Source organism: Rhodococcus sp. PSBB066 (assembly GCF_017068255.1).
Lineage (GTDB): Bacteria > Actinomycetota > Actinomycetes > Mycobacteriales > Mycobacteriaceae > Rhodococcus > Rhodococcus aetherivorans.
Map to the genome: position 1 here is coordinate 1,783,769 of NZ_CP070859.1, position 21,988 is coordinate 1,805,756.

Annotated in this window: 22 protein-coding genes; 15 read left to right on the plus strand and 7 right to left on the minus strand. The window is 72.7% G+C overall.

What is annotated here, in order from left to right; translation table 11 throughout:
- The first annotated feature begins 23 nt into the window (after nucleotides 1-23).
- The 8 genes from JYA75_RS08365 to JYA75_RS08400 all read left to right on the plus strand — a co-directional run bounded on the left by JYA75_RS08365 (nucleotide 24) and on the right by JYA75_RS08400 (nucleotide 7,325).
- Nucleotides 24-1,172, plus strand: coding sequence for an acyl-CoA dehydrogenase family protein (locus JYA75_RS08365; protein WP_185713118.1), 1,149 nt, complete (start codon nucleotides 24-26; stop codon nucleotides 1,170-1,172).
- Nucleotides 1,172-2,248 carry an acyl-CoA dehydrogenase gene (locus JYA75_RS08370; RefSeq protein WP_185713117.1) on the plus strand — a complete coding sequence of 359 codons (1,077 nt, stop codon included), beginning with the start codon at nucleotides 1,172-1,174 and terminating at the stop codon, nucleotides 2,246-2,248. Before JYA75_RS08365 ends, JYA75_RS08370 begins: the two co-directional genes overlap by 1 nt.
- A gap of 102 nt (nucleotides 2,249-2,350) precedes the next feature.
- Nucleotides 2,351-3,124, plus strand: a complete 774-nt coding sequence (locus JYA75_RS08375) for a tyrosine-protein phosphatase (RefSeq protein WP_006947371.1) — start codon at nucleotides 2,351-2,353, stop codon at nucleotides 3,122-3,124.
- A complete protein-coding gene (locus JYA75_RS08380) occupies nucleotides 3,121-4,338 on the plus strand; it encodes a CaiB/BaiF CoA-transferase family protein (protein ID WP_029546222.1) in 1,218 nt (405 codons plus the stop codon). Before JYA75_RS08375 ends, JYA75_RS08380 begins: the two co-directional genes overlap by 4 nt.
- Nucleotides 4,339-4,382: 44 nt before the next feature.
- Entirely contained in the window at nucleotides 4,383-5,027 is a 645-nt protein-coding gene (locus tag JYA75_RS08385; protein WP_006947373.1) for an NAD(P)H-dependent oxidoreductase, read from the plus strand.
- Between the two features lie 417 nt (nucleotides 5,028-5,444).
- A complete protein-coding gene (locus tag JYA75_RS08390) occupies nucleotides 5,445-5,588 on the plus strand; it encodes a hypothetical protein (protein WP_185713116.1) in 144 nt (47 codons plus the stop codon).
- A gap of 1 nt (nucleotide 5,589) precedes the next feature.
- Complete coding sequence (locus JYA75_RS08395) at nucleotides 5,590-6,516, plus strand: ATP-binding cassette domain-containing protein (protein WP_185713115.1); 927 nt, start codon at nucleotides 5,590-5,592, stop codon at nucleotides 6,514-6,516.
- The gene (locus JYA75_RS08400; RefSeq protein WP_006941430.1) at nucleotides 6,513-7,325 is read left to right on the plus strand and encodes an ABC transporter permease; all 813 of its coding nucleotides are present in this window, start codon (nucleotides 6,513-6,515) and stop codon (nucleotides 7,323-7,325) included. Before JYA75_RS08395 ends, JYA75_RS08400 begins: the two co-directional genes overlap by 4 nt.
- 181 nt (nucleotides 7,326-7,506) lie before the next feature.
- Here the strand turns inward: JYA75_RS08400 and JYA75_RS08405 are convergent, their stop codons facing one another.
- Both JYA75_RS08405 and JYA75_RS08410 read right to left on the minus strand, forming a co-directional pair.
- On the minus strand, nucleotides 7,507-8,901 hold the full coding sequence (locus JYA75_RS08405) for an amidohydrolase family protein (RefSeq protein ID WP_065922059.1): 1,395 nt from the start codon (nucleotides 8,899-8,901) through the stop codon (nucleotides 7,507-7,509).
- Nucleotides 8,898-10,124 carry a CoA transferase gene (locus tag JYA75_RS08410; protein ID WP_185713113.1) on the minus strand — a complete coding sequence of 409 codons (1,227 nt, stop codon included), beginning with the start codon at nucleotides 10,122-10,124 and terminating at the stop codon, nucleotides 8,898-8,900. Before JYA75_RS08410 ends, JYA75_RS08405 begins: the two co-directional genes overlap by 4 nt.
- A 44-nt stretch (nucleotides 10,125-10,168) precedes the next feature.
- Between JYA75_RS08410 and JYA75_RS08415 the strand changes: the two genes are divergently transcribed.
- The gene (locus JYA75_RS08415; RefSeq protein ID WP_043802732.1) at nucleotides 10,169-11,239 is read left to right on the plus strand and encodes an enoyl-CoA hydratase/isomerase family protein; all 1,071 of its coding nucleotides are present in this window, start codon (nucleotides 10,169-10,171) and stop codon (nucleotides 11,237-11,239) included.
- Nucleotides 11,240-11,326: 87 nt separating this feature from the next.
- Here the strand turns inward: JYA75_RS08415 and JYA75_RS08420 are convergent, their stop codons facing one another.
- From JYA75_RS08420 to JYA75_RS08430, 3 genes are read right to left on the minus strand one after another with little or no spacing between them, the layout of a single operon-like run.
- A complete protein-coding gene (locus tag JYA75_RS08420; protein ID WP_043802729.1) occupies nucleotides 11,327-11,668 on the minus strand; it encodes a WhiB family transcriptional regulator in 342 nt (113 codons plus the stop codon).
- A 13-nt stretch (nucleotides 11,669-11,681) separates the two neighbouring features.
- On the minus strand, nucleotides 11,682-12,689 hold the full coding sequence (locus tag JYA75_RS08425; RefSeq protein WP_043802726.1) for a MaoC family dehydratase: 1,008 nt from the start codon (nucleotides 12,687-12,689) through the stop codon (nucleotides 11,682-11,684).
- 1 nt (nucleotide 12,690) lies between these two features.
- Entirely contained in the window at nucleotides 12,691-13,518 is an 828-nt protein-coding gene (locus JYA75_RS08430) for a CoA ester lyase (protein WP_037201171.1), read from the minus strand.
- 259 nt (nucleotides 13,519-13,777) lie between these two features.
- Between JYA75_RS08430 and JYA75_RS08435 the strand changes: the two genes are divergently transcribed.
- From JYA75_RS08435 to JYA75_RS08445, 3 genes are read left to right on the plus strand one after another with little or no spacing between them, the layout of a single operon-like run.
- Nucleotides 13,778-14,929 carry an acyl-CoA dehydrogenase family protein gene (locus JYA75_RS08435; protein ID WP_006941441.1) on the plus strand — a complete coding sequence of 384 codons (1,152 nt, stop codon included), beginning with the start codon at nucleotides 13,778-13,780 and terminating at the stop codon, nucleotides 14,927-14,929.
- A gap of 19 nt (nucleotides 14,930-14,948) precedes the next feature.
- A complete protein-coding gene (locus JYA75_RS08440) occupies nucleotides 14,949-15,713 on the plus strand; it encodes a GntR family transcriptional regulator (protein WP_050035933.1) in 765 nt (254 codons plus the stop codon).
- Between the two features lie 17 nt (nucleotides 15,714-15,730).
- Nucleotides 15,731-16,183, plus strand: a complete 453-nt coding sequence (locus JYA75_RS08445; RefSeq protein WP_006941443.1) for a MaoC family dehydratase — start codon at nucleotides 15,731-15,733, stop codon at nucleotides 16,181-16,183.
- On the opposite strand, the gene JYA75_RS08450 is transcribed toward JYA75_RS08445, so the two are convergent.
- Nucleotides 16,111-16,806 carry a pyridoxamine 5'-phosphate oxidase family protein gene (locus JYA75_RS08450; protein ID WP_029546196.1) on the minus strand — a complete coding sequence of 232 codons (696 nt, stop codon included), beginning with the start codon at nucleotides 16,804-16,806 and terminating at the stop codon, nucleotides 16,111-16,113. The genes JYA75_RS08445 and JYA75_RS08450 overlap by 73 nt on opposite strands.
- Nucleotides 16,807-16,885: 79 nt before the next feature.
- On the opposite strand from JYA75_RS08450, the gene JYA75_RS08455 reads away from it, so the two are divergent.
- Nucleotides 16,886-18,328 (plus strand): PLP-dependent aminotransferase family protein, encoded by a 1,443-nt coding sequence (locus tag JYA75_RS08455; RefSeq protein ID WP_203329869.1) that lies wholly within the window; start codon nucleotides 16,886-16,888, stop codon nucleotides 18,326-18,328.
- Between the two features lie 32 nt (nucleotides 18,329-18,360).
- Here the strand turns inward: JYA75_RS08455 and JYA75_RS08460 are convergent, their stop codons facing one another.
- Complete coding sequence (locus JYA75_RS08460) at nucleotides 18,361-19,431, minus strand: alanine racemase (RefSeq protein ID WP_203329870.1); 1,071 nt, start codon at nucleotides 19,429-19,431, stop codon at nucleotides 18,361-18,363.
- Nucleotides 19,432-19,548: 117 nt separating this feature from the next.
- Here JYA75_RS08460 and JYA75_RS08465 point away from each other — a divergent pair, with 117 nt between their 5' ends.
- Both JYA75_RS08465 and JYA75_RS08470 read left to right on the plus strand, forming a co-directional pair.
- On the plus strand, nucleotides 19,549-21,354 hold the full coding sequence (locus tag JYA75_RS08465) for an amidohydrolase family protein (protein ID WP_185713109.1): 1,806 nt from the start codon (nucleotides 19,549-19,551) through the stop codon (nucleotides 21,352-21,354).
- The gene (locus JYA75_RS08470; protein WP_006941449.1) at nucleotides 21,351-21,983 is read left to right on the plus strand and encodes a TetR/AcrR family transcriptional regulator; all 633 of its coding nucleotides are present in this window, start codon (nucleotides 21,351-21,353) and stop codon (nucleotides 21,981-21,983) included. Before JYA75_RS08465 ends, JYA75_RS08470 begins: the two co-directional genes overlap by 4 nt.
- Nucleotides 21,984-21,988: the final 5 nt, after the last annotated feature.

Here is a 21,988-nt window from a genome sequence, read left to right on the forward strand (position 1 = left end):
CCCCCTCACGGAAGAAGACGACCATGCGTACATCACTGGTACCGTCCGCCGGTGCCCCCGACCCGAGTCTCGCAGCGTTGCGGGCCGAGGTGCGCGCCTTCCTGCGCGAGCAGATCGAGGCCGGCGTGTTCACCCCGGGCGTGGACACCTGGCTCGCCCGCTGGAACACCGACTTCACCAAGGCCCTGGCCACCCGCGGCTGGGTCGGCATGACCATCCCCACCGAGTACGGCGGGCACGGCCGCACCTTCATGGAGCGTTTCGTCGTCACCGAGGAACTCCTCGCGGTCGGCGCGCCGGTCGCCGCCCAGTGGGTGGCGGACCGGCAGGCCGCGCCCTCGCTGCTCAAGTACGGCACCGAGGAGCAGAAGCGACGGTTCCTTCCCGGCATCGCTCGCGGCGAGATCTGCTGGGCCATCGGCATGAGCGAGCCCGAGTCCGGATCGGACCTGGCGAGCGTGAAGACCAAGGCCGTGCAGGTCGACGGCGGCTGGCGCATCACCGGCACCAAGCTGTGGACCTCCGGCGCCCACCACGCCGACGCCTTCTTCGGGCTGGCCCGCTCCGCCCCGCTCGACCCGGCGCACCGGCACGCCGGGCTGAGCCAGTTCATCGTCCTGCTCGACTCGCCCGGCGTGGAGATCCGGCCCGTGCTGTCGATGTCCGGTGAGCACCACTTCAACGAGGTCGTCCTCGACGACGTGTTCGTGCCCGACGACCTCGTGCTCGGCACGATCGGCGACGGCTGGGCGCAGGTCACCTCCGAACTCGGCTACGAGCGCAGCGGCCCGGAACGCTTCATGTCCACCTTCGGTGTGCTCGCCGGCGCGGTGGACGAGGCAGCCGCCGGCCGCCTGCCGGCCGACCCCCGCATCGGCGCGTTCGTCGGCCGGATCTTCGGCCTGCACCACATGTCGCGCGGGGTGTCCGAGGCGCTGCAGCGGCACGAGAACGCGGAGGTCGCCGCCTCGGTGGTCAAGGTGCTCGGCACGCAGGCCGAGGGCGACATCGCGGACCTCGCCGACGAGCTGGCCGGCGAGAGCGACACCGCTGGTGACGAGTTCGCCGAGCTGGTGCGGTCGGGTGTCATGCAGCGTCCCGGATTCACCCTCCGAGGCGGCACGAGTGAGATTCTGCGCGGGGTCATCGCGCGGGGATTGGGGATGCGCTGATGAGCAACGCGACGAACGGCACGTCGACCGATAACGATGTGGAGATGCGCGAATTCGCGCAGATGCTCGAACAGGTCTTCGGCGAGCGCCGCGGCGACGATCACCGCCTCACCGGGCCGCTGCGCCTCGATCGCGAATTGTGGTCCACTCTGGTCGAACTCGGTCTCGCCCGGCTCACCGGTCCGGAGGCGGACGGGGGCAGCGAGGCGGGCTGGGCCGAGGCCGCATATCTGCTCGGCGCCGCGGGCGCCGGTGCCGCGGCGGTGCCGGTGGCCGAGAACGACCTCCTCGCGGGCTGGCTGCTGCAGCTGTCCGGCTGCAAGCGCGCGGTGACCGATCCGGCGGCGGCACGCACCGCCGCCGTGGTGGCCGCCGACGGCTCGGCCCGGCACGTGCCGTGGGCCCGCGACGTCGACGCCGTGGTCGTGCTGTGGGAGGCGGACGGCACGTGGCGGGTCGCCGACGTCGCCCGCGCCGACGTCGAGGTCACCGAGGCGGTCGACGTCGCGTCCGAGCCGCGCGACCACATCCGTGTCGACGTCGCCGCGCTGTCCGGCGCCGAAGTTCCGGCGGGCACCGCGGAGGAGTTCCTGCGCCGGGGGGCGCTCGCCCGGGCTCTCGCGATGAGCGGCGCGATGGAGCGGGTGCTCGACCTGGTCGTCGAGCACACCACCACGCGTGTGCAGTTCGGCCGTGCCCTGGGCAAGTTCCAGGCCGTGCAGCACCTGGTATCGGACATCGCCGCCGAGGGCGCGCTCGCGCGTGCCGCCGCGCAGGCAGCCGTGACGATCGCCGAGGATTCCGGATTCGGCAGCGACGAAGCGGGATTCGCGATCGCTGCCGCGAAGTCCTGCGCGGGGCACGCCGCGTCGGTGGTCGTGCGCAACGCCCACCAGAGCCTCGGCGCGATCGGCTTCACCATGGAGCACGAGCTGCACCGGCACGCGAACCGGCTGCTGTCGTGGCGCAGGGAGTTCGGCTCCGTGCGGTTCTGGGACGAGGTGCTCACCGCGGCGGCCGTCGACGCCGGGTCCCGGGGGCTGTGGCCGTTGATCGCGGACGGCCGACCGGAATAGGGCATCCGCCGCGGCCCGCTGGACAGGTACCACCGGCCCGGTATGAACTGTGGGGTGACGGCGCGTGTTCCGGCGGTGCCGGACCGACGAGGAGAGGTGCGAGTGCAGGACGAGCAACAGCGCGTGCCCGGACCGGTGAATCTGCGAGATCTCGGCGGACTGCCGCTGACCGACGGCGGTCGCACCGCGCCCGGCGTGCTGTATCGGGGCGACGCCTGCTACACCGGCGACGTGGTGCGCGGCATCCTCTCCGACCGGCCGCCCACGACGGTGGTGGACCTGCGATCCGACGCCGAACGCGGGCACCGCGCCTTCACCTGGCCGGACGGCACGCACGTGCATCGCCTGTCGCTGCACGCGGACGCCGCGCCGGCCGGGCGCACCGGCCTCGGCCTCGCCGAACTCTACGGCCGGGTGTTCGACGTGGCCGCGCCGCTGTTCGCCGGGCTCGTGCCGGTCGTCGCGCGGGCCGCGGGCCCGGTCCTCGTGCACTGCACCGCCGGCAAGGACCGCACCGGTCTCGCGGTCGCCGTCCTGCTGCTCGCCGCGGGCGTGGAACCGCAGGCCGTCGTCGACGACTACGCCGCCACCGACACGAACATGCCCCTGCTCCTCCGTCGCTGGGAGGCCGTCGGGCTGCGCGTGGGCGGCTCGTTCCCGGGCGGCGACCGGGCGGTGCCGTCCGACCTGTTCCGCGCCCCGGCCGAGGCGATCTCCCCGATCGTCGAACGCCTCGTCGCGCATCCCGGAGGGCCGGGGGCGTGGCTGATCGACCACGGGGCGGGGGAGGACGACGTGCGGCGGTGGCGCGCACGTGCCCGAGGAGAAGACGTGGCTGCAACGGTATACGGAGACAGGAAGGCACCGACGCGATGAGCGAGAACAGCGAGCCGAAAGCCGGGGGATCGGCGGGACTGCCGCTGGAAGGCATCACCGTCGTCAGCCTCGAGCAGGCGGTCGCCGCCCCCATCGCGACCCGCCATCTCGCCGATCTCGGCGCCCGTGTCATCAAGGTCGAACGCATCGGGGAGGGCGACTTCGCCCGCAACTACGACGCCGCCGTGCACGGGCTGGCATCGCATTTCGTGTGGCTCAACCGCGGCAAGGAGTCGATCTGCGTCGACCTCAAGGCCACCGAGGGCGTTGCCGCGGTGCGCCGGCTCGTCGGCGAGGCCGACGTGGTGATCCAGAACTTCGCGCCCGGCGCGGCGGCGCGGCTCGGGCTCGGCGCCGACGAGCTGCGGCGCGAGCGGCCCGAGCTGATCGTGGTGAACATGACCGGTTACGGCACCGAAGGCCCGCTGCGCGAGCGCAAGGCCTACGACATGCTGGTCCAGGCCGAGACCGGGCTGTGCTCGATCACCGGCACCCCGGAGACCGCCACCAAGACCGGCATCCCGACCTCCGACATCGCGGCCGGCATGTACGCGCTCACCTCGATCCAGGCGGCGCTGTTCCGGCGCGAACGCACCGGCGCGGGGGCGACGATCGACGTGTCGATGTTCGACGCGACCGTCGAGTGGCTCGGCCACCCGATGTACCTGCAGATGTACCAGGACACGCAGGTGCAGCGGATGGGGCTGAGCCACGCGTCGATCGCGCCCTACGACGCGTACCCGACCGTCGACGGAAAGATCCTCATCGGCGTGCAGAACGACCGGGGCTGGCGGGCGCTGGTCACCGAGGTGTTCGGCCGCCCGGATCTCGCCGGGCACCCGAAGTTCGCGACGAACATCCTGCGGGTGCAGCACCGCGCCGAGACCGACGCGGTCGTCGCCGAGAACACACGCCGCTTCGAGACCGCCGAACTGGACAAGCGTCTCGCCGCGGCCGGTGTTCCGGCCGCCCGCCTGAACGACATGAAGCACCTGATCGAGCATCCCCAGCTCGCCGAGCGCGACCGCTGGCGGGAGGTCGGCACCGAGGCCGGCGCGGTGCGGGCGGTGCTGCCGCCCATGACCTTCTCCGATGTCGAGATGCGCATGGGTGCGGTACCGGCGCTGGGACAGCACACCGACGCGGTGCTCGCCGAACTCGGCCTCACCGACGCGCAGGTCGCCGGGCTGCGTGCCGCCGGCATCGTGCAGTAGCCGGTTGCCGTCCAGCGCAGTACCCGAACCCGAAGGAGCCCGACGTGCCCCAGCTGCTGCAGCTCGATTCGTCCGCGAACCGGCAGACGTCCGTCACGCGCGAACTGACCCGCCTGTTCGCCGACACGTGGCGCCGCCGCGGACCCGGCTACACCGTGGTCGAGCGGGACCTGCACCGAGACCCGGTCCCGCATCTCGCGGACGCGGAACTGCACTATGCGCCCCGGCTGCGGGTTTCCGGCGTCGCCGTCGATCCTGCGGCCGAGGCGGTGCAGACCGAGCTGATCGCCGAGGTCGCCGCCGCCGACGTCGTCGTGATCGGCGCCCCGATGTACAACTGGTCGCTGCCGTCGACGCTGAAGGCGTGGATCGACCACGTCCACGTGCTCGGCACCACCGTGCCGTTCGACACGCCGGACCAGCCGTTCGCGGGCACGCCCGTCGTGGTGATCTCGAGCCGTGGGCTGGCCTACGGGCCCGGCGATCCGGACGAGGGCCTCGACCACACCGTGCCGCCGCTGCAGCAGGTGCTCGGCACGTCACTGGGCATGGACGTCACGGTCGTGACCGCCGAATACACTCTCGCGTCCCGTATTCCGGCGCTGGCGCCGATGAACGAGCGCTCCACGGCGAGCCTGGACGCGGCGCGCGAGCGGGTGCAACGGCTCGCGCACGACCTCGGCGCGTGACCGGCGCGGCCGGTCCTCCCGTTGGTTCTCAGGCGAATTCGGCGTCGGCTCCGACCGCTTCAAGGTAATCCGCGCCAGGGACGCCGAGTTCGCCTGGTAGCCGGTCAAGCTCCACATGGAGGCGGCCGGGGCGAGCAGCTCGGCCTGCTGCACCGAGCCCGCGGGTGCGCGGGCAGTCAGGTCGTCGAAGACCTGTGCGACCTGCGGGAGACGGCCCGGGTCCTTCCGCCGTTCGCATCTGCCCTGGGAGATGCGCCGGTTCTGGGCCGATCGGGCTCCCCACCACGATCCCTTCGTTCGGTCCTGCCGCGCCGCGCTCGAGCGGACGCTGTCGATGTGATGCGTCCACATCGCGGGTCGCTCGTCAGAAGAGTCAAGTTCCCCACCCAGGGGAGCGCGTCTCGGAAGGACCCTCAGATGATGACCAGCCGTGTCCACATCGCGCTCGACGTCGACGACACCAACGCACCGCCCCTCCCTGCGGGGGTGCCCCACCGTCCGGGCCGGCGACATCGCGGCGCGCCGGCGGTGCACGTGCCCGGCACCGCTTCGGAGGCGTGAGATGAACACCTCTGCAGTAGTTGTGGAAGATCTCCATGTCGCCTACGACAAGACGTGGGCGCTCGACGGCCTCGACCTCGAGGTGGGGGCGGGCACGACGCTCGGCGTGCTCGGCCACAACGGCGCCGGTAAGACGACCTTGATTCGCGTGCTCACCACGCTGGTGCGGCCGACCGTCGGCCGGGCGCTGGTCGAGGGCCTCGACGTCGTCACCGATGCGATGGACGTCCGCCGCCGGATCGGGGTCACCGGCCAGTACGCCGGCCTCGACGAGTTCCTCACTACCCGAGAGAATGTGGAACTGATCGGCCGCCTCGCCGGACTGCGTGGTCGGGCACGGGCTCGGGCCGACACCCTGATCGACCGGCTCGGATTGCACGACCTCGCGTCGCGGCGGGTCGGTGAGCTCTCCGGCGGTTCACGACGTCGGGTCGACCTGGCCGCCAGCCTGGTCGGATCTCCGTCGGTACTGTTCCTCGACGAGCCGACCACCGGCCTGGATCCCATCGCCCGCAACGCGCTCTGGGACGTCGTCGACGAACTCACCACCAACGGCACCACCGTCGTGCTCACGACCCAGTACCTCGAAGAGGCCGACCGGCTTGCCGACCACATTGTCGTGCTCAGCCAGGGGCGGGTCGCCGCCCGCGGCACTCCCGCCGAGCTGAAGCGGATTGTCGGCGGCAAGGTGGTGACCGCCACGATCCCCACGCACCAGCTCGGCGACCTGCCGTTCCGCCCCGACGCCGAAAATCCCGTCGAGGACGGCCGGGTCCGTGTCGCACTCACGGTGGGCGACGCGATGACCGCTGCCCAACTCGTCGCCCAGCTCACCCGGGACCGCGTCGGCATCAGCGACCTCGATGTCACCTCGCCCAGCCTCGACGACGTCTTCACCCACCTCACCCACAACGGAGCCACCCGATGAACGCCATGCTCACCACCGGACCCGGGCGCTCACCCGCCGCGGACCAGCTCGCCGCTCTCGTGGTCCGCAATCTGCGCACGAGTGCCCGCGTCCCGCAGTTGCTGATGTTCTCGCTGACCATGCCGATGGCGATGTTGGTCCTGTTCAGTCAGGTGTTCCGCAGTGTGGCGGCCGGACCCGGCTTCCCTCCCGGGGTCAGCTACATCGACTTCCTCACCCCCGCCATGCTGGCAGTCTCCACCGTGATGGCCGGCACCAACGCGGGGGTGTCCGCGGCGATCGATCACACCAACGGCCTGCACGATCGCTTCGCCGCGCTACCCATGCGGGGGGCGCTGCCCGGTGTGGCGCGCACGCTCAACGAAGCCGCATTCACGCTCGCCCGGGCCGCGCTCCTCGGTGTCGCCGCCGTCGTACTCGGATTCGAGTTCCATGGCACCGTCGTCGACGCCCTGGCCGGGATCGTCGTTCTCGCCGTGCTGGCCGCGGCGATGAGTGCCCTGTTCGGGCTCATCGGTGACCGACTCCGCCGTCCCGACGTGGTGCAGTTCGCCGGGATGATGGTGATGATGCCGCTGATGTTCGTCTCGAGCGCCTTCGCCCCGATCGAGACCATGCCCGGTTGGATGCAGGCCGCCGCGACGCTCAACCCGGTCGCGCACGCCACCGATGCCCTGCGCGGCCACGAGCTCGGCACCGCCACGTTCGGCGACACGGCCACTGCCGTCGTCGCCGCGGTCGCGCTGGGGGCGGTGGTGACGCTCCTGCCCGGCATCGCGCGCCGGGTGCGCGCATTGGTCGCGCGTTGAGGCAGCCCACCTGGGCGGTGCGCCGCGCTGGAGACGAAGATCGCGACCCACCGGGACGACCTCGTCGTGCAGCGCGGACGCACTCCTCGACCAAGGAACAGGTATTCATGACGGTGGTGCGGGCGTGACCCGCGAACGGGTGCAGCAGCCCGGGCAGGACCTCGTCCGACCGGGCCCGGGCTCAGCGGCGATACCGGATCTCGCCGCGGATCACGGTGCAGCGCACTGCTTCCGCGGTCGGCTCCGCAAGCGCATCGGTGAGCGGGTGGTCGAGCAGCACCAGATCCGCCGGCGCGCCCACCCGCACCCTGCGCGGCTCGGCACCGGGGTCGTCGAGGGGGGACAGGTAGCGGTCGAGGGCGGCGGCGGCGGTGATCCGCTCCTGTGGACCGACGACGTCGCCGGTGGGGGCGCGACGGTTCGTCGCGGCCGCGATCACAGCCCACGGGTCGAGCGGCCCGTACGGGGCGTCGCTCGACAGGGCGACGGGCACGCCGCCGTCGAGCAGGGACCGGCAGCGGTACAGGTCCGGCAGATCCCGGGTATCGACCCGCTCGAGGTAGTCGTCGCCGCGGTGCGCGAGGAAGCCGGGCTGGGTCACCACGCACACCCGGCGACGACGCAGCTCGCCGATCGACTCGGCCGGGACCAGCGCCCCGTGCTCGATCCGGTCTCCGGGACGGGTGCCGGCCTCCTCGAACACCGCGAGCAGCAACAGCAGCGCCTCGCGGCTGACGCAGTGCACCGCCACCGGCCGGCCGCGGGCGTGGGCGCGACGGACGGTGCCGGCCAGGGCCTCGAAGTCGGGCAGTCCCGAGTCGGTGAGAACGATCTTGTACGGGCCGGTCGTCACGGTCGCCGGTCGATCCTCGGGTTCGTCGCCGAGGGGCACCCCCAGCAGGTGCACTCGCTGCGGCAGCGCGCCGGAGACGTGTGCGTCGATCAGCGCGGCCAGCGAGCCCGGCGCCAGATCTGGGGTGGCGTCGGTGATCCCGGTGATCCCGAGGCGGGTCAGGTCCGCGCCCACGGCATCGAGCGGGGGCGGCCCGGTGGCGGGCAGCCGCTCGCGCAGCCAGGCATCCGCCCGCCACACCCGCCCGGTGGGGCGACCGGCGTCGTCGCGCTCCACCCCGGGATGGTCGGCCGAGTCCAGTCCGGCCAGGATCGTCGCCGCCGAGTTGAGCACCCACATCGCGCCGCTGCGGTGCTGCACCCGCACCGGTCGCCGCGCGTGCAGCCGGTCCAGCGCCGCGGCGTCGAGCAGGCCCGCGACCGTCTCGACGTAGCCGACGCCGCGGACCCAGCCGTCGCCGGGCGCGGCGTCCAGCGCCCGGGCCAGGTCGCCGGGTGTGCGCACGTGCGGGGGCCCGCACCGGACCGAGGTGGCGTCCGCGGCGATCGCGTGCAGGTGCAGGTGATGATCGTGCAGTCCCGGCAGCAGCGCCCCACCACGGCCGTCGATCACCTCGCCGTCGGTTTCGAGGCCGACCCCGATCGCCGTGATGCGGCCGTCGCGGACCGCGACGTCGCACCGGCCGGCCGGCAGCGCGACGTCGCGCAGCAGCAGGCCGGTCACCGCGCCGACCCCAGTTCGGCGAGCACCGCGGCGGTGTCGCGACCCGGTTCGGCGACGTCGCCGCGCGGGGCGCGTGGTTGCGGCGTCTCGATCTGCGCGGTGCCCGCCGCGGTGTCGACGTACCACTTCTCGCCCCGCCGGTATGCCTGCGCCGCAGCAGTTTCGGCTCCGTCCAGGGTGGCGGCCACCGTCGCCGACATCGAGATGTCCCACAACACCCCGCCGCCGTCGCCGGGTGTGGACATCGCCAGCGCCGCCGCGGTCAGACCCGTGAGTGGATCGGCGATCGCGTCGCCGACGAACATCGGCCCGTCGCCGTCGCGGACGACCAGTCCCGCGGCCGCGGCGATGTCGTCGCCGAAACCGATCCGGTTCGAGGCGCGTCCGTGCGCGGTGATCGAGATCCAGGTCCCGCCGGTGGCGACGAATTCGTCTGCGTGCAGGCCGAATCCGGCCAGCGCGCGCGGGCGGGACGCCTCGATCACGATGTCGGCGGCCGCGACGAGCGCGGCGAGGGCCGCGCGCTCGTGGGGGAGGGCGGGATCGAGGGTCACGGCCTCGTGGCCGCCGTGCAGCAGGCGATAGAAGTCGGGATTGCCGCGGCGGGCGCCGTCCGGCCGGGACGGTGTCTCCACCTTGATCACCCGCGCCCCCGCCAGGCCCAGCACGTGCGCGCACAGCGGTCCCGCCCACAGCGCACTGAAGTCGACGACGAGCAACCCGTCGACGGGGCGCGGCGCCGGCGGTCGCAGGGGGGCAGGAGCGTGCGCAGGGGTGACGGGTCCGGCCGCGACGCCGAGCAGGTCGGCGCGCTCGGCCAGGTCGGCGCCGGTGTGCTCGCGCAGCCAGGCCTCGACCGCGGGCCACGGGTCGTCCCCGACGTCGGCGCCGACGAGGGCGCCGAGCAGCAGGGGATCGTCGGGTCGGGCGCAGGAGACGGCGGCCCAGCCGTCGGCCGTCGGCAGCAGCCGGCACGAACCGCCGGCCGACGTCGCGCCGCCGCGGCGATGCCCGGTGAAGGCGGCGCGCTCGGCGAGCATGCGCGCCCCGTCGAGCTGCACCGCTCCGCCGGTGACGTCGGCGATCCAGGCGGTGCGTTCCCGCGCGACGGTCGCCGCGCGACCGGGGGGAATCAGGGGTGGCCCGTCGGGACGGCCGGTGAGAGAAGCGATTCCGCTCTCGGCCCAGTCCCGCACCACATCCGGGCGCGCGGAGGTCGACACGCTGCCGATGCTACAGTCCGCGAAACGACCTCAGGACGGCGGACATGGGCACAGGCGTACGAACCCTCACGGTGGCGGACCTCGCGGGCGGCGCCGCGGACACACCGGTTCTCGGCGACGGCGCCGCCCTGTGCGAACCCGTGCTGATCGTCGACCTCGACGACGCCGACGCATCGATGGTCGAGGCCGTGGCCGCCCGGGTGCCGGCACTGGATCGGTTGCTCGTCGGGCGCTGCACTGGCGCCGTCCCGGCCGCCCTGGCGCCGCTGACCGCCGCGCTGGACCTCACGTACGTCGCGGGGCCCGATCCGGCGGACCGGGCGGTGGTCGGCACCGAGGACGTCGACGCGGCGCTCGCCGAGTTCGTCCGGGCGATGGGGCGGTATCCGCAGTCGGCCCTCGTCGCCGGGCAGGTGCTGCGGATCACCGAGGCGCTGCCGGTGCCCGAGGCGATCGACGTCGAATCGCTCGCCTACTCCACCCTGCAGGGCGGCGCCGAGTTCGGTGGCTGGCTCGACGAGCGTCGCAGGCTCGGGCGGCCGCTGCCGCCGCCGCCCGTCGCGGATCCGGTGCTGATCCACCGCGACGGCGACACCCTGCACCTCACCCTCAACCGGCCCGAACGCCGCAACGCCTACGGCACCGCGCTGCGCGACGCCCTGGTCGAGGCGCTGCGCCTGCCGCTGCTCGACGACACCGTCGCGCGGGTGGTGCTCGACGGCGCCGGGCCGTCGTTCTGCGCCGGCGGTGACCTCGACGAGTTCGGCCACACCCCGGACACCGCGACCGCGCACCTGATCCGCACCCGCGGCGGCGCCGGACGGCTGATCGCCGCGCTCGCGGACCGCACCGAGGTGCGCGTGCACGGGCACTGCGTCGGCGCCGGCATCGAGGTCCCGGCGTTCGCACACCGGATCGTCGCCGCCCCCGACACGCTCTTCCGGCTGCCCGAGGTGACGATGGGCCTGATCCCCGGCGCGGGCGGCACCGTGAGCGTGCCCCGCCGCATCGGCCGCTGGCGCGCGCTGCACCTGTTCGTCACCGGCGTCGCGCTCGAGGCACCGCGGGCGCTCGAGTGGGGGCTGATCGACGAGATCGCCGTCCGCGGGGAGTGAGCGAAGGGGAGTGAGCGAATGTATCGCCCACTCGATCAGATCGAGTGGGCGATACATTCGCTCGGGCCCGAGCGCATGCGAGGGAGGTCAGCCGGCCGCCGACGTACCCGCCCCACGAGTCGCAGAACCGTCCGGCAGCCAGCGGACATACCGCAGTCCGCGGCGTTCCCTTTCGGTCAGTCCGCCCCAGATCCCGTGCTGTTCCTTGTTCTTCACGGCATCGTCGCGGCACGGGATGCGGACCGGGCAGGCCGCGCAGATGTCCCGGGCCGCTCGTTCCCGGCGTTGCCGCTCGCCCCAGGTCTCGTCCTCGGGGGCGTAGAAGGTGTCCGGTCCGATGAACCGGCAGCGGGCGTGCAGACGCCAGTGGTGCCCGTCGTGTGGGTCCGGGACTTCGGTGGGGCTCGGGGCGAAGGCGGGGAGTGTCATGTCGGTTCCGGGGTCAGGCCATGAGGGCGGTGAAGCGCCAGTCCAGCACGGGTGCCGGCGCGTCGGTGCCGCGGTGGGCGTGGACGATCGAGCGCAGTTCGAGGACGCCCCCGCCGCCGTCGAGGGGCTGGGCGGAGTCGATGTGCAGGTCGCTGGTGAGGGTGTCGCCCTCGTGGACCGGGCCGGTGTGGTCGCACGAGTGCCAGCCGAGGACGGTGACGAGGTTGGGCAGCGCGCGGGTGGCCTGGGCCAGGGCGAGGCCGATGGTGTGGCCCCCGTACACCAGTCGTCCTGCGGCGCCGACGCGTTCGTCGTGGTGGGTGGCGGCGATGTTGAGGGTCAGGCGCGCGAGTTCGGGTGCGCTGGAGACGACGTCGCCGCTGGACCGCAGCACCGCACCGGCGAGCGACGGATCGAAATGCGGTCCCGGAACGCGGGTCCGGTAGGTGGCGAGGTCCCAGTCGGCGGGGGCGGACCACCGCGGCGGTTCCTGCGGGCCGATCGCGGACAGATCGTCGGCGGGCACGACGCGCGCGGGATCGGGATTCTCGCTCAGCGGCAGCATCGCGCACCGGTAGAAGTCGAGGACGGTGTGCCCGTTCTGGTCGACGGTGTTCATGCGCAGCGCCGCCAGCCCGGTGGGCTTGCGGCCGGGCTTGGCCGAATTCTCCTTCAGGCCCACCACTTCGGTGGTGATGTAGAGGGTGTCGCCGATATGGGGGAAGCGGTGGAAGCGCAGGCCGCGGTAGAACAGATTGGCCTTGACGTGGTGGGTGACCAGGGTGGACTGGCCGATCGCCAGGTCGGTGACGAGGCCGGCGTGCGCGACGGGCCCACCGGCGACGGCCGCCGACAGGTGCGCATCGAGGGGCAGGCGCAGCCGGTCGCCGAGGATCGCCTGGTGGGCGGCGGCGAGGCCGTCGGTGATCGTGACGGCCGGGGCGGTGTCGAAGACCTGGCCGACGGTGAGCTCGTCGAAGTAGGGTCCGCCGACCTCGGTGGCGGTGCGTGCGGTGGTCATCTCACTTGTCTCCGATCAGGGCGAGGGTGCGGCGGGCGGCGACGGCGACCGCCTCGTCGAGCATCTGTCCGTCGAGCTGGGCGGCTCCGGCGCCGCGGGCCTCGGCCTCGGCCAGGGCGGCCAGCACCCGTCGGGCCTGCTCGGCCTGCGCGTCGTCGGGGGTGAAGGCCGCTGCGGCCGAGTCGATCTGGGCCGGGTGGATGACCCACTTGCCGTCGAAGCCGAGGTCGGCGGTCCAGCGGGCGGCGCGACGGAAGTCTTCGTCGTCGGTGATGGACAGGAACGGTCCGTCGATCGCCTGCACGCCCGCGGCGCGGGCGGCGTGCAGGAGGCGGTCCTGCACGTACAGCCAGTGCTCGGGGGCGGCGGTGCGGGCGCGGCCGAGCGCGGCGCCGAGGTCGGCGTAGCCGAGGATCACCGCGGCCAGCCGGGGGCCGGTGACGATCTCGTCGAGGCGGGTCACCCCGGCCGGGGTCTCGATCAGTGCCTGCACCACGAGGTCGGCATCGCCCGCCTCGGTGAGGATCCGGTCGGTCTCGGCGAGGTCGGCCGGGCCCTCCACCTTGGGCACCACGATCGACGACAGGGCCGGTCCGAGGGCGGCGCAGGCGCGCAGGTCGTCGGCGAACCACGGCGTGCCGGGACCGTTGACGCGGACCGCGATCGCGCGGCCGGTGCCGCGGGTGGACACCAGATCGGCGACGAGGTCGCGGGCGGTGTCCTTGAGGGCGGTGGCGACGGCGTCCTCGAGGTCGAGGACCACCTCGTCGGCCGAGGAGGCCAGCGCCTTGCCGGCCTTGCGTTCGTCGGAGCCGGGGGCGACGAGCACGGCTCGCCGGCGGCGGGGCTGCGCAGGATTCACGGATCAACCTCTGCTGTGGGGCGGTCGGGAACGGGATAAATGTACGGCCATTGTCCGGTCCGGCGCTACCCGGCGCCGACTCATAAGCGAGGACTGGGGCGACACATAGGCCGTTCAGGGGGTGTCTCGCGCCCAGAGGTATTGACATCGCGAGGGCGTGAGGCCAAAAATGGCCGTACAAATGACGGGTGGGATCGCAGGTCCCGTGTCGATTCGAGGATTTTCCGTGAGCTACCTGAGCGACGAAGAGACCTTCCTGGTCAAGACGGTGCGCGAGTTCATCGACCGGGAGGTCAAGCCGTCGGTGCAGGAGGTCGAGCACGCAAACGAGTACCCCGAGAAGTGGATCGAGCAGATGAAGCAGATCGGGATCTACGGGCTGGCGGTGCCGGAGGAGTACGGCGGGATGCCGGTGTCGATGCCGTGCTACGCGCAGGTCACCGAGGAACTCGCCCGCGGCTGGATGTCGCTGGCCGGCGCGATGGGCGGGCACACCGTCGTCGCCAAGCTGCTGTCGCTGTTCGGCACCGAGGAGCAGAAGCGCACGTACCTGCCGCGGCTGGCGACCGGTGAGGTGCGGGCGACGATGGCGCTGACCGAGCCCGGCGGCGGCTCGGACCTGCAGGCGATGACCACCACCGCCCGCCGGGACGGCGACGACCTGGTCATCAACGGCGCCAAGACGTGGATCACCAACGCCCGCCGCGCCGGGCTGATCGCGCTGCTGTGCAAGACCGACCCGGCCGCCACCCCGCGGCACAAGGGCATCTCCATCGTCCTGGTCGAGCACGGACCCGGCCTGACCGTCTCGCGGGATCTGCCCAAGCTCGGCTACAAGGGCGTCGAGAGCTGTGAGCTGAGCTTCGACGGCTACCGTGCCCCGGCGACGGCGATCCTCGGCGGCGAGCCCGGCCGGGGCTTCGCGCAGATGATGAAGGGTCTCGAGACCGGCCGCATCCAGGTCGCGTGCCGCGCCCTCGGTGTCGCCGCGGCCGCGCTCGAGGACTCCCTCGCCTACGCGCAGCAGCGCGAGAGCTTCGGGCAGCCGATCTGGAAGCACCAGTCGATCGGCAACTACCTGGCGGAGATGGCCACCAAGCTCACCGCGGCGCGGCAGCTGACCCGCTACGCGGCGGAGAAGTTCGACAGCGGCGAGCGGTGCGACATGGAGGCCGGCATGGCCAAGCTGTACTGCTCGGAGATCGCGATGGAGATCGCGCTGAACGCGGTGCGCATCCACGGCGGCTACGGCTACTCCACCGAGTACGACGTCGAACGCTACTTCCGCGACGCCCCGCTGATGATCGTCGGCGAGGGCACCAACGAGATCCAGAAGGGCGTCATCGCGTCCCAACTGGTGGCCCGCGGCGGCCTGTGACCAGCCGTCACTAGGATTCATGGTCGTCATGGGCGAACGCGACACGGAACCGGCGTACGCGCAGCTGTCGCGACGGCTGCGCGAGGCCGTCGACGCCGGTGAGTACCGCGGCGGCGTCCGCCTGCCCACCGAGGCCGAACTCGCGCAGCGTTACGGGCTGAGCCGGCAGACGGTGCGGCGCGCGTTCCAGGACCTCGTCGCCGACGGCGTCGTCTACCGGGTGCCCGGCCGCGGCACGTTCGCCAACGAGGACGGGCGGCGCTACCGGCGCCAGCTCGGCTCCATCGAGGACCTGCTCGACCTCGCCGCCGACACCACGATGGAGATCGTCGCGCCGCTGCGCCGCGGCGTGCACATCGAGGCCGCGAGCCGGCTGCGCCTGGACACCGATCTGGTGCACGCGGTGGTGCTGCGCCGCGTGCACGACGGGATCCCGTTCGCGCTGACCACCGTGTACCTGCCCGATCACGTGGCCGCGCACGTGCAGGGCGCTTCGGAGCTCGCGGCCGGGGCGTCGAGCCGGAACACGGTGATGGGCCTGCTCGAGCCGTACCTCGAGCACCCCATCGTCGAGGCGGCGCAGACGATCACCGTCGCGCGGGCCACGGAAGAGGTTGCGCGCGAGCTGAACTGCGGAGCCGGACATCCGCTGCTGCGGGTGGACCGGCTGTACTCGAACGATGCGGGCGAACCGACCGAGCTGTCCGTCAGCTACTTTCTGCCCGAGCACTACACGTATCGCGTCACCCTCCGCCGCGCCGGGCACCGGCCACTGCGGCCCTGACACAGGAGAAATGGAACATGCGGACCTTCAACGGAATCGACGAGATCGAGGCGGCCGTCGGCGAGGACCTCGGCCACAGCGACTGGCTCGAGATCACCCAGGAACGGGTGAATCAGTTCGCCGATGCCACGGGCGACCATCAGTGGATCCACGTCGACCCCGAGCGGGCGAAGTCCGGCCCCTTCGGCCGGACCATCGCCCACGGCTACCTCACCCTCTCGCTGCTGCCCGTCCTCGGATCGCAGATCTTCGCCATCGAGGGCCTGAAGATGAAGATCAACTACGGCGCCAACAAGGTTCGCTTCCCGTCGCCCGTCCCGGTGGGTTCGAAGGTGCGGGCGACCGCGAAGTTCGCGTCCCTCGAGCGCACCGCCAAGGGCGCGAACCTCACCGTCACCTACACCGTCGAGGCCGAGGGTGCCGAGAAGCCGGCGCTGGTCGCGGAGACCATCGTCGTGCTCGTCGCGTAGCGGTCCACCAGCCTGCGGACGGACGCGGGTACAGGCACGTCGTCCGCGACCCACGGCGCGGCGACCGGCCGGCCCGCGACCGTCCGCAACGGGACCACGCCCGCCCAGGAGCCGTCGCTCATGTCGGGCGCGGACGGCGGTGCGTCGCGGATCTTGACCGTCCACTGCCCCGGCCGGATGGGCAGCGCCAGGGTGGCCGTGGCCGCCAGTTCCTTCCTGGTGTGTGCCCGGGTTTCGGCGCTGCGCCCCGGTATCAGGCCGTCCGACAGGACGTCCAGTGCGCCGGCGGACTCCTCTGCGGACAGGACGGTGACTTCGCCTCGGACCACGGCGGATCGGAAGTTCGCGGACGAGTGGAACAGGTCCTGCGCCACGACGACGCCGTCGAGGATCGACACGCACACGGCCACCGGCGCCCCGGACGTCGCCAGGCGCAGCGCGCCCGCGCCGGTGGAGCCGTGCAGGAGGAGCCGGTCGCCGTCGCGCGCGTAGAGCATCGGTACGACCCACGGCAGGCCGTCGGCGACGGTGGTGAACGTGCACGTGACCGCCGCGTCCAGTACCGCGTCGAGGTCGGCCCGCCGGGTCCGGGCCCGTTCGGGATAGCGCCTGATGTTGTCCATGCAGGCGAGCCTCGTCGATATGCGGACCGATGAACAGATCCACAAAACCCGCCGAATCCAGGACCAGTATTGTCGTGCCGTGCCCCGCGTCGCGCCCGTCGTCCATCTGACCTTCGAGCTGCCCGACACCGGCGCCCCCCTGCGGCAGCGTCTCGCCGAGGCCGTCGTCGACCGCATCCGGTGCGGTCACATCCGGGTCGGCGATCTCCTGCCGTCGACCCGCACGCTGGCCGCGGAGCTCGGGGTGTCCCGCGGCTGCGTGGTCGAGGCGTACGACGAGCTGTGCGCCTCGGGCTTCGCTGTGGCCCGGGCGGGCTCGGGTACGCGCGTCGCGGCCGGAGCGGACGTGGCGGCCCGGGCGCACGCCGCATCACACCCGGTCGTGGCCGCCGCGCCACCGTCGGAGCCGGACCGGGCTCGTCGCGCGCCCGTACTGGACCTGCGGCCGGGCATACCGGACCCGGCGCTGGTCTCGGACGCGGAGTGGCGCCGGGCCTGGCGTGCGGCCGCCGCGGCACCACGCACCCTCGGCGTCGCCGATCCGGATGCGCATCCGGAGCTGCGCCGGGCGCTGGCCGATCACCTCCGGCGGACGCGGGGCCTCGCCTGCGGCCCGGACGAGATCGTCGTGTTGCCGGGCGTCGCCGCCGCGATCCGGGTGCTCGCGATCGCCGCGACGCTGCGGGGCCGCGACGTCGCGTTCGAGGACCCGGGGTACGGCCGTGCGCGACGGGCGCTCGTCGGCGAGGGCGCCCGGCCGCGGCCGATCCCGGTGGGGGAGGACGGTCTGGATCCCGACCTGGTGCGGGAGACCGACGCCGCGGTGTACTGCACACCCGCTCATCAGTATCCGATGGGGGCGCGCATGCCGGTGTCCCGTCGGGCACGGCTCGTCGCCCGTGCCGCCGAGACCGGGACTGTCGTCGTCGAGGACGACTACGACGGCGAGTTCCGATACGACGTGTCCGCACTCCCGGCGCTGCGCAGCATCGACGGCGGGCGCGAGTGCGTCGCCTACGTGGGGACCGCCTCGAAGATCCTGTCGCCGGATCTGCGGCTCGCGTGGCTGATACCCCCGGTCCCGCTGCGTTCGCGGATCGCGGCAGCCGTGACCGAGAGCGGGGAGGTGGCGTGTTCGGTCACCGCGTCCGCGCTGGCCCGGCTGATCGAGTCGGGGGCGCTGTCGCGGCATCTGGCGCGTGCGTCCCGCACGTACCGCGCCCGGCGGTCCGCGTTCGTCGGTGCGCTACGCGATCTCGAGCGGTTCGGCGTGTCGGTGACCGGTATCGAAGCGGGTTTGCATGTGGTGCTGCGTTTTCCGGAGGACGTCGACGACGTGGCGGTCGCCGCCGCAGCACGACGGCTCGGGGTGGAGAGCGCGCCGCTCAGCACGTACAGCGCGGCCCCCGGCGGTCCGCGCGGACTCGTGTGCGGGTACGCGCGGTTGCCGGAATCCCGGGCGGTGGACGCGGCCGACGCGATCGGGGCGGCCCTGCGCGGTGTGTCCTTCGGGCTGTCCTAGCCGCCCAAAGGACGCACCGGCGGCGGAGCCGCCTACGTGTTGCAGCCGCGGGCGACGACGGGCCACCGGTCGACGACCGTGTCCCCGGCGACGACGATCAGGTCGTCGGCGAGATTGACCGTGGTGCACACGTGATTGGGGATCACCCGGACCCGGGTGCCGAGCGCGGGGCGATCGGCGGCGTCCGGCCACTGCACGGTGGCGTGGTGCTCGGACAGCGCGACGATCCGCGCGTCCGGTGCGCCCAGGATGCGGCCGTAGCCCGTCGCCCAGGCGGCGCGATCGGCGCCGAGCACCTTGCTGCCGGCGTCGAGCACCACCGTGTCGTCACGCGCCGACACCACCGTCGACAGCGCCGTCAGCGCGATCGCGTCCGCACCGGCCGTGCCCAGCTCGAGCTGCTGCGCGTCGCCGAAGACGTACACGCCCGGCCGCAGCTCGGTGGCAGCCGGCACGTCGAGGTGCGCGGTGGGGGTCGAGCCGCCGCTGACCACGCTCGCGTCGTGTCCGGTGGCCGCCACCGCCGCCACCGCCCGGCTCAGTGCCGTGGCCTCGTCCGCCGCCGCGACGGCCGGCCGACCGGGCCCGTAGGAGTGCCCCGGGAACGTGAACACGCCGCGCACCTCGAGCCCGACCGAGGCGGCCGCGACGGCGACCGACCCGGCCCGCTCCGGGGCGACCCCGGTGCGGTGGTGACCGCTGTCGACCTCGACGAGCACGTGCAGGCCCGGTCGGGCGTGCTCGGCGAGTGCCCGCGCGCCCTCGGCCGAGTCCACCCCGACGGTCAGGCGGACCTCCGCGGCAAGCGCACGCAGCCGGGCCCCGCGCGCGGCGTCCGTCCACAGGGGATACGCGATGAGCAGGTCGCGGAAACCGGCATCGGCGAAGACCTCGGCCTCGGAGACCGTCGCGACGGTCAGCCCGACGGCGCCGGCGGCGATCTGGCGACGGGCGATCTCGACGCACTTGTGCGTCTTGGCATGCGGGCGCAGGGCCACGCCACGAATGCGCGCCGCGTCGGCCATCCGCGCGATGTTGCGGTCGAGGATGTCACGGTCGACGAGCAGAGCGGGGGTGGCGGGGACGGCCGGGAACGCGGGCATGGCCGCACTCTATTCGTGGCCCCGACCGGTCCGGCGCCTGCCCGGGGAGTTACCGAAAATAGAGAGCGGTCGTCCTCTTTCTCGCTATGCTCGGTGCATCGACGTGAGGGAGGTCACATGGACACGACACCGGCGCCCGCCGAGTTCGACCTGGTTGTCCGCGGAGGTCTGTGGTTCGACGGCACCGGCGCACCCGGCGTCGTCCGCGACCTCGGTATCCGGGACGGCGTGGTGGCGGCGGCGAGCGCCGAACCGCTGCCCATCGGGCCGGACACCGAGGTGATCGAGGCGGAAGGCCGGTGGGTGATGCCCGGCTTCGTGGACCCCCACACCCACTACGACGCCGAGGTGCTCGTCTCGCCCGGCCTGCCCGAGTCGGTGCGGCACGGCGTCACCACCGTCCTCATGGGCAACTGCTCGCTCTCGACGGTGTTCGTGCCGCCGCTCGACGCCGCGGACCTGTTCAGCCGGGTCGAGGCGCTGCCCCGCGAACACGTGCTCGCCGCGCTCGAGCAGGGCAGGACCTGGTCGTCGCCCCGGGAATACGTCGCCGCGCTCGACGCCCTGCCGCTCGGCCCGAACGTCGCCGCGTTCATCGGGCATTCCGACGTCCGGGCCGCCGTCCTGGGGCTCGGCCGCTCCACCGATCCCGCCAGCGCTCCGAGCCGTGCCGAACTCGCCGCGATCGAGGCCGGTATCGAGGACGCCCTCGACGCCGGATTCCTCGGCGTGTCCACCATGACGAATCCCTGGGACAAACTCGACGGCGATCGCTACCGCTCCCGCACGCTGCCCTCGACCCACGCCTCGTGGTCCGAGTTCCGCCGGATACACCGCATCCTGCGCCGCCGCGGCCGCGTCCTGCAGGCCGTGCCGAACCTCAACACCAAGTACGACGTGGCGTTCTTCGCCCTCGCCACCACCGGCCTGGGCCGCAAGCCGATGAAGGCCGCCGTGCTCGCCGCCGCCGACACCAAGGCCGAACGCTGGGTGCACCGCATCTTCGCTCCGATCGCCTTCGCCGCCAACCGGATCGGCCGCGGCGCCTTCCGCTGGCAGCACCTGCCCACCACGTTCGAGGTGTACTCCGACGGGATCGACCTCGTGGTGTTCGAGGAGTTCGGCTCGGGGCGGGCCGCCCTGCACCTGAAGGAGGAGGTCGCCCGCAACGAGCTGCTGCGCGACGAGGCGTACCGCCGCTGGTTCCGGCAGGACTTCGACAAGAAGTTCTCGCCGCGCGTGTGGCACCGCGACTTCGACGACACCACCATCGTGGAGTGCCCCGACGCGTCGCTCGTCGGCCGCTCCATCGGCGACGTGGCGCGCGAACGCGGTGTGCACCCGGTGGACACCTTCCTGGACCTCGTCGTCGAACACGGACGGAAGTTCCGCTGGCACACGGTGATCGCGAACGATCGGCCGGAGGTGGCCAACCGGCTCCTGCGGCAGCCCGGCGTGACCGTCGGCTTCTCCGACGCCGGCGCGCACCTGCGCAACATGGCGTTCTACAACTACGGCATCTGCATGTTGCGCCGCATCCACGAGTACGCCGGGCGCGGAAAGCCCGTCATGCCGCTGGAATCGGCGATCCACAAGCTCACCGGTGAACTCGGCGACTTCTACGGCATCGACGCCGGGCACCTGCGCATCGGCGACCGCGCCGACCTCGTGGTGGTCGACCCGGCCGGTCTGAACGAGGACACCGACGCCTACCACGAGGCGCCCATGCCCGAGTTCGGCGGACTGAGCCGCATGGTCAACCGCAACGACGCCGCCGTCACCGCGACCGCGGTGGCCGGGCGCGTGGTGTTCCGTGCGGGCGAGTTCGTGCCCGGCTACGGCGCCACCGTCGGCACCGGGCGCTTCCTGCGCGCGGGCGTCGACGCGCGTGGACCCGTGCCGGAGCGGAGCGGCACCCGATGACGGAAGCGCCGGAGCGAGAACGACACCCGGTCGCGGGGCGGCGCACCCAGCAGCAGCGCCGCACGGCCACGATCGAGCGGATCCTCGACGCGACCGTCGAGGCCCTCGGTGAACTCGGCTACACCGCCACCACCATCGGGGAGGTGTGCCGCCGCTCCGGGGTGTCCTCCGGTGGGGTGTTCCGGCACTTCCCGGCCCGGCTCGATCTGATGGTCGCCGCCGCCGACGCCGTCCGCGAGCGGCAGTTCGCGAACTTCCGGCTCGGGCTCGAACAACTCGGTGGGCCCGGCGACAGCCCCGAGTCGGTCCGCGAGTGCCTGCGGCTGCTGCGGGCCGCGTGCCGCGCCCCGATCAACGCCGCCTGGTACGAACTGCTCGGCGCGGCGCGCACCGATCCCGCGCTGCGCGCCCGTCTCGCTCCGATGGCGCAGCGGTACCACGCCCAGATCGCCGAGTTCGGCCGCACCCTGCCGATCGCCTCCCGGTTCGAACCGGCGGAATTCGACACGCTGCTGTTCACGATCGTGCACCTGCTGGACGGGGAGGCCGTCGCCGCGGTGGTCCACCCGCAGCCCGAGCAGGAGGAGCCGCGTCTCGCTCTGGTGGCCCAGCTGGTGACCGGAAGGTGAGAGCG

Bases quoted from the DNA above. Each gene is read 5' to 3' on its own strand.
- JYA75_RS08420 (WP_043802729.1), bottom strand. From the start codon at position 11,668: ATGACACTCCCCGCCTTCGCCCCGAGCCCCACCGAAGTCCCGGACCCA.
- JYA75_RS08425 (WP_043802726.1), bottom strand. From the start codon at position 12,689: ATGACCACCGCACGCACCGCCACCGAGGTCGGCGGACCCTACTTCGAC.
- JYA75_RS08390 (WP_185713116.1), top strand. From the start codon at position 5,445: ATGATGACCAGCCGTGTCCACATCGCGCTCGACGTCGACGACACCAAC.
- JYA75_RS08370 (WP_185713117.1), top strand. From the start codon at position 1,172: ATGAGCAACGCGACGAACGGCACGTCGACCGATAACGATGTGGAGATG.
- JYA75_RS08465 (WP_185713109.1), top strand. From the start codon at position 19,549: ATGGACACGACACCGGCGCCCGCCGAGTTCGACCTGGTTGTCCGCGGA.
- JYA75_RS08460 (WP_203329870.1), bottom strand. From the start codon at position 19,431: ATGCCCGCGTTCCCGGCCGTCCCCGCCACCCCCGCTCTGCTCGTCGAC.
- JYA75_RS08440 (WP_050035933.1), top strand. From the start codon at position 14,949: ATGGTCGTCATGGGCGAACGCGACACGGAACCGGCGTACGCGCAGCTG.
- JYA75_RS08450 (WP_029546196.1), bottom strand. From the start codon at position 16,806: ATGGACAACATCAGGCGCTATCCCGAACGGGCCCGGACCCGGCGGGCC.
- JYA75_RS08445 (WP_006941443.1), top strand. From the start codon at position 15,731: ATGCGGACCTTCAACGGAATCGACGAGATCGAGGCGGCCGTCGGCGAG.
- JYA75_RS08415 (WP_043802732.1), top strand. From the start codon at position 10,169: ATGGGCACAGGCGTACGAACCCTCACGGTGGCGGACCTCGCGGGCGGC.
- JYA75_RS08395 (WP_185713115.1), top strand. From the start codon at position 5,590: ATGAACACCTCTGCAGTAGTTGTGGAAGATCTCCATGTCGCCTACGAC.
- JYA75_RS08470 (WP_006941449.1), top strand. From the start codon at position 21,351: ATGACGGAAGCGCCGGAGCGAGAACGACACCCGGTCGCGGGGCGGCGC.
- JYA75_RS08365 (WP_185713118.1), top strand. From the start codon at position 24: ATGCGTACATCACTGGTACCGTCCGCCGGTGCCCCCGACCCGAGTCTC.
- JYA75_RS08380 (WP_029546222.1), top strand. From the start codon at position 3,121: ATGAGCGAGAACAGCGAGCCGAAAGCCGGGGGATCGGCGGGACTGCCG.
- JYA75_RS08400 (WP_006941430.1), top strand. From the start codon at position 6,513: ATGAACGCCATGCTCACCACCGGACCCGGGCGCTCACCCGCCGCGGAC.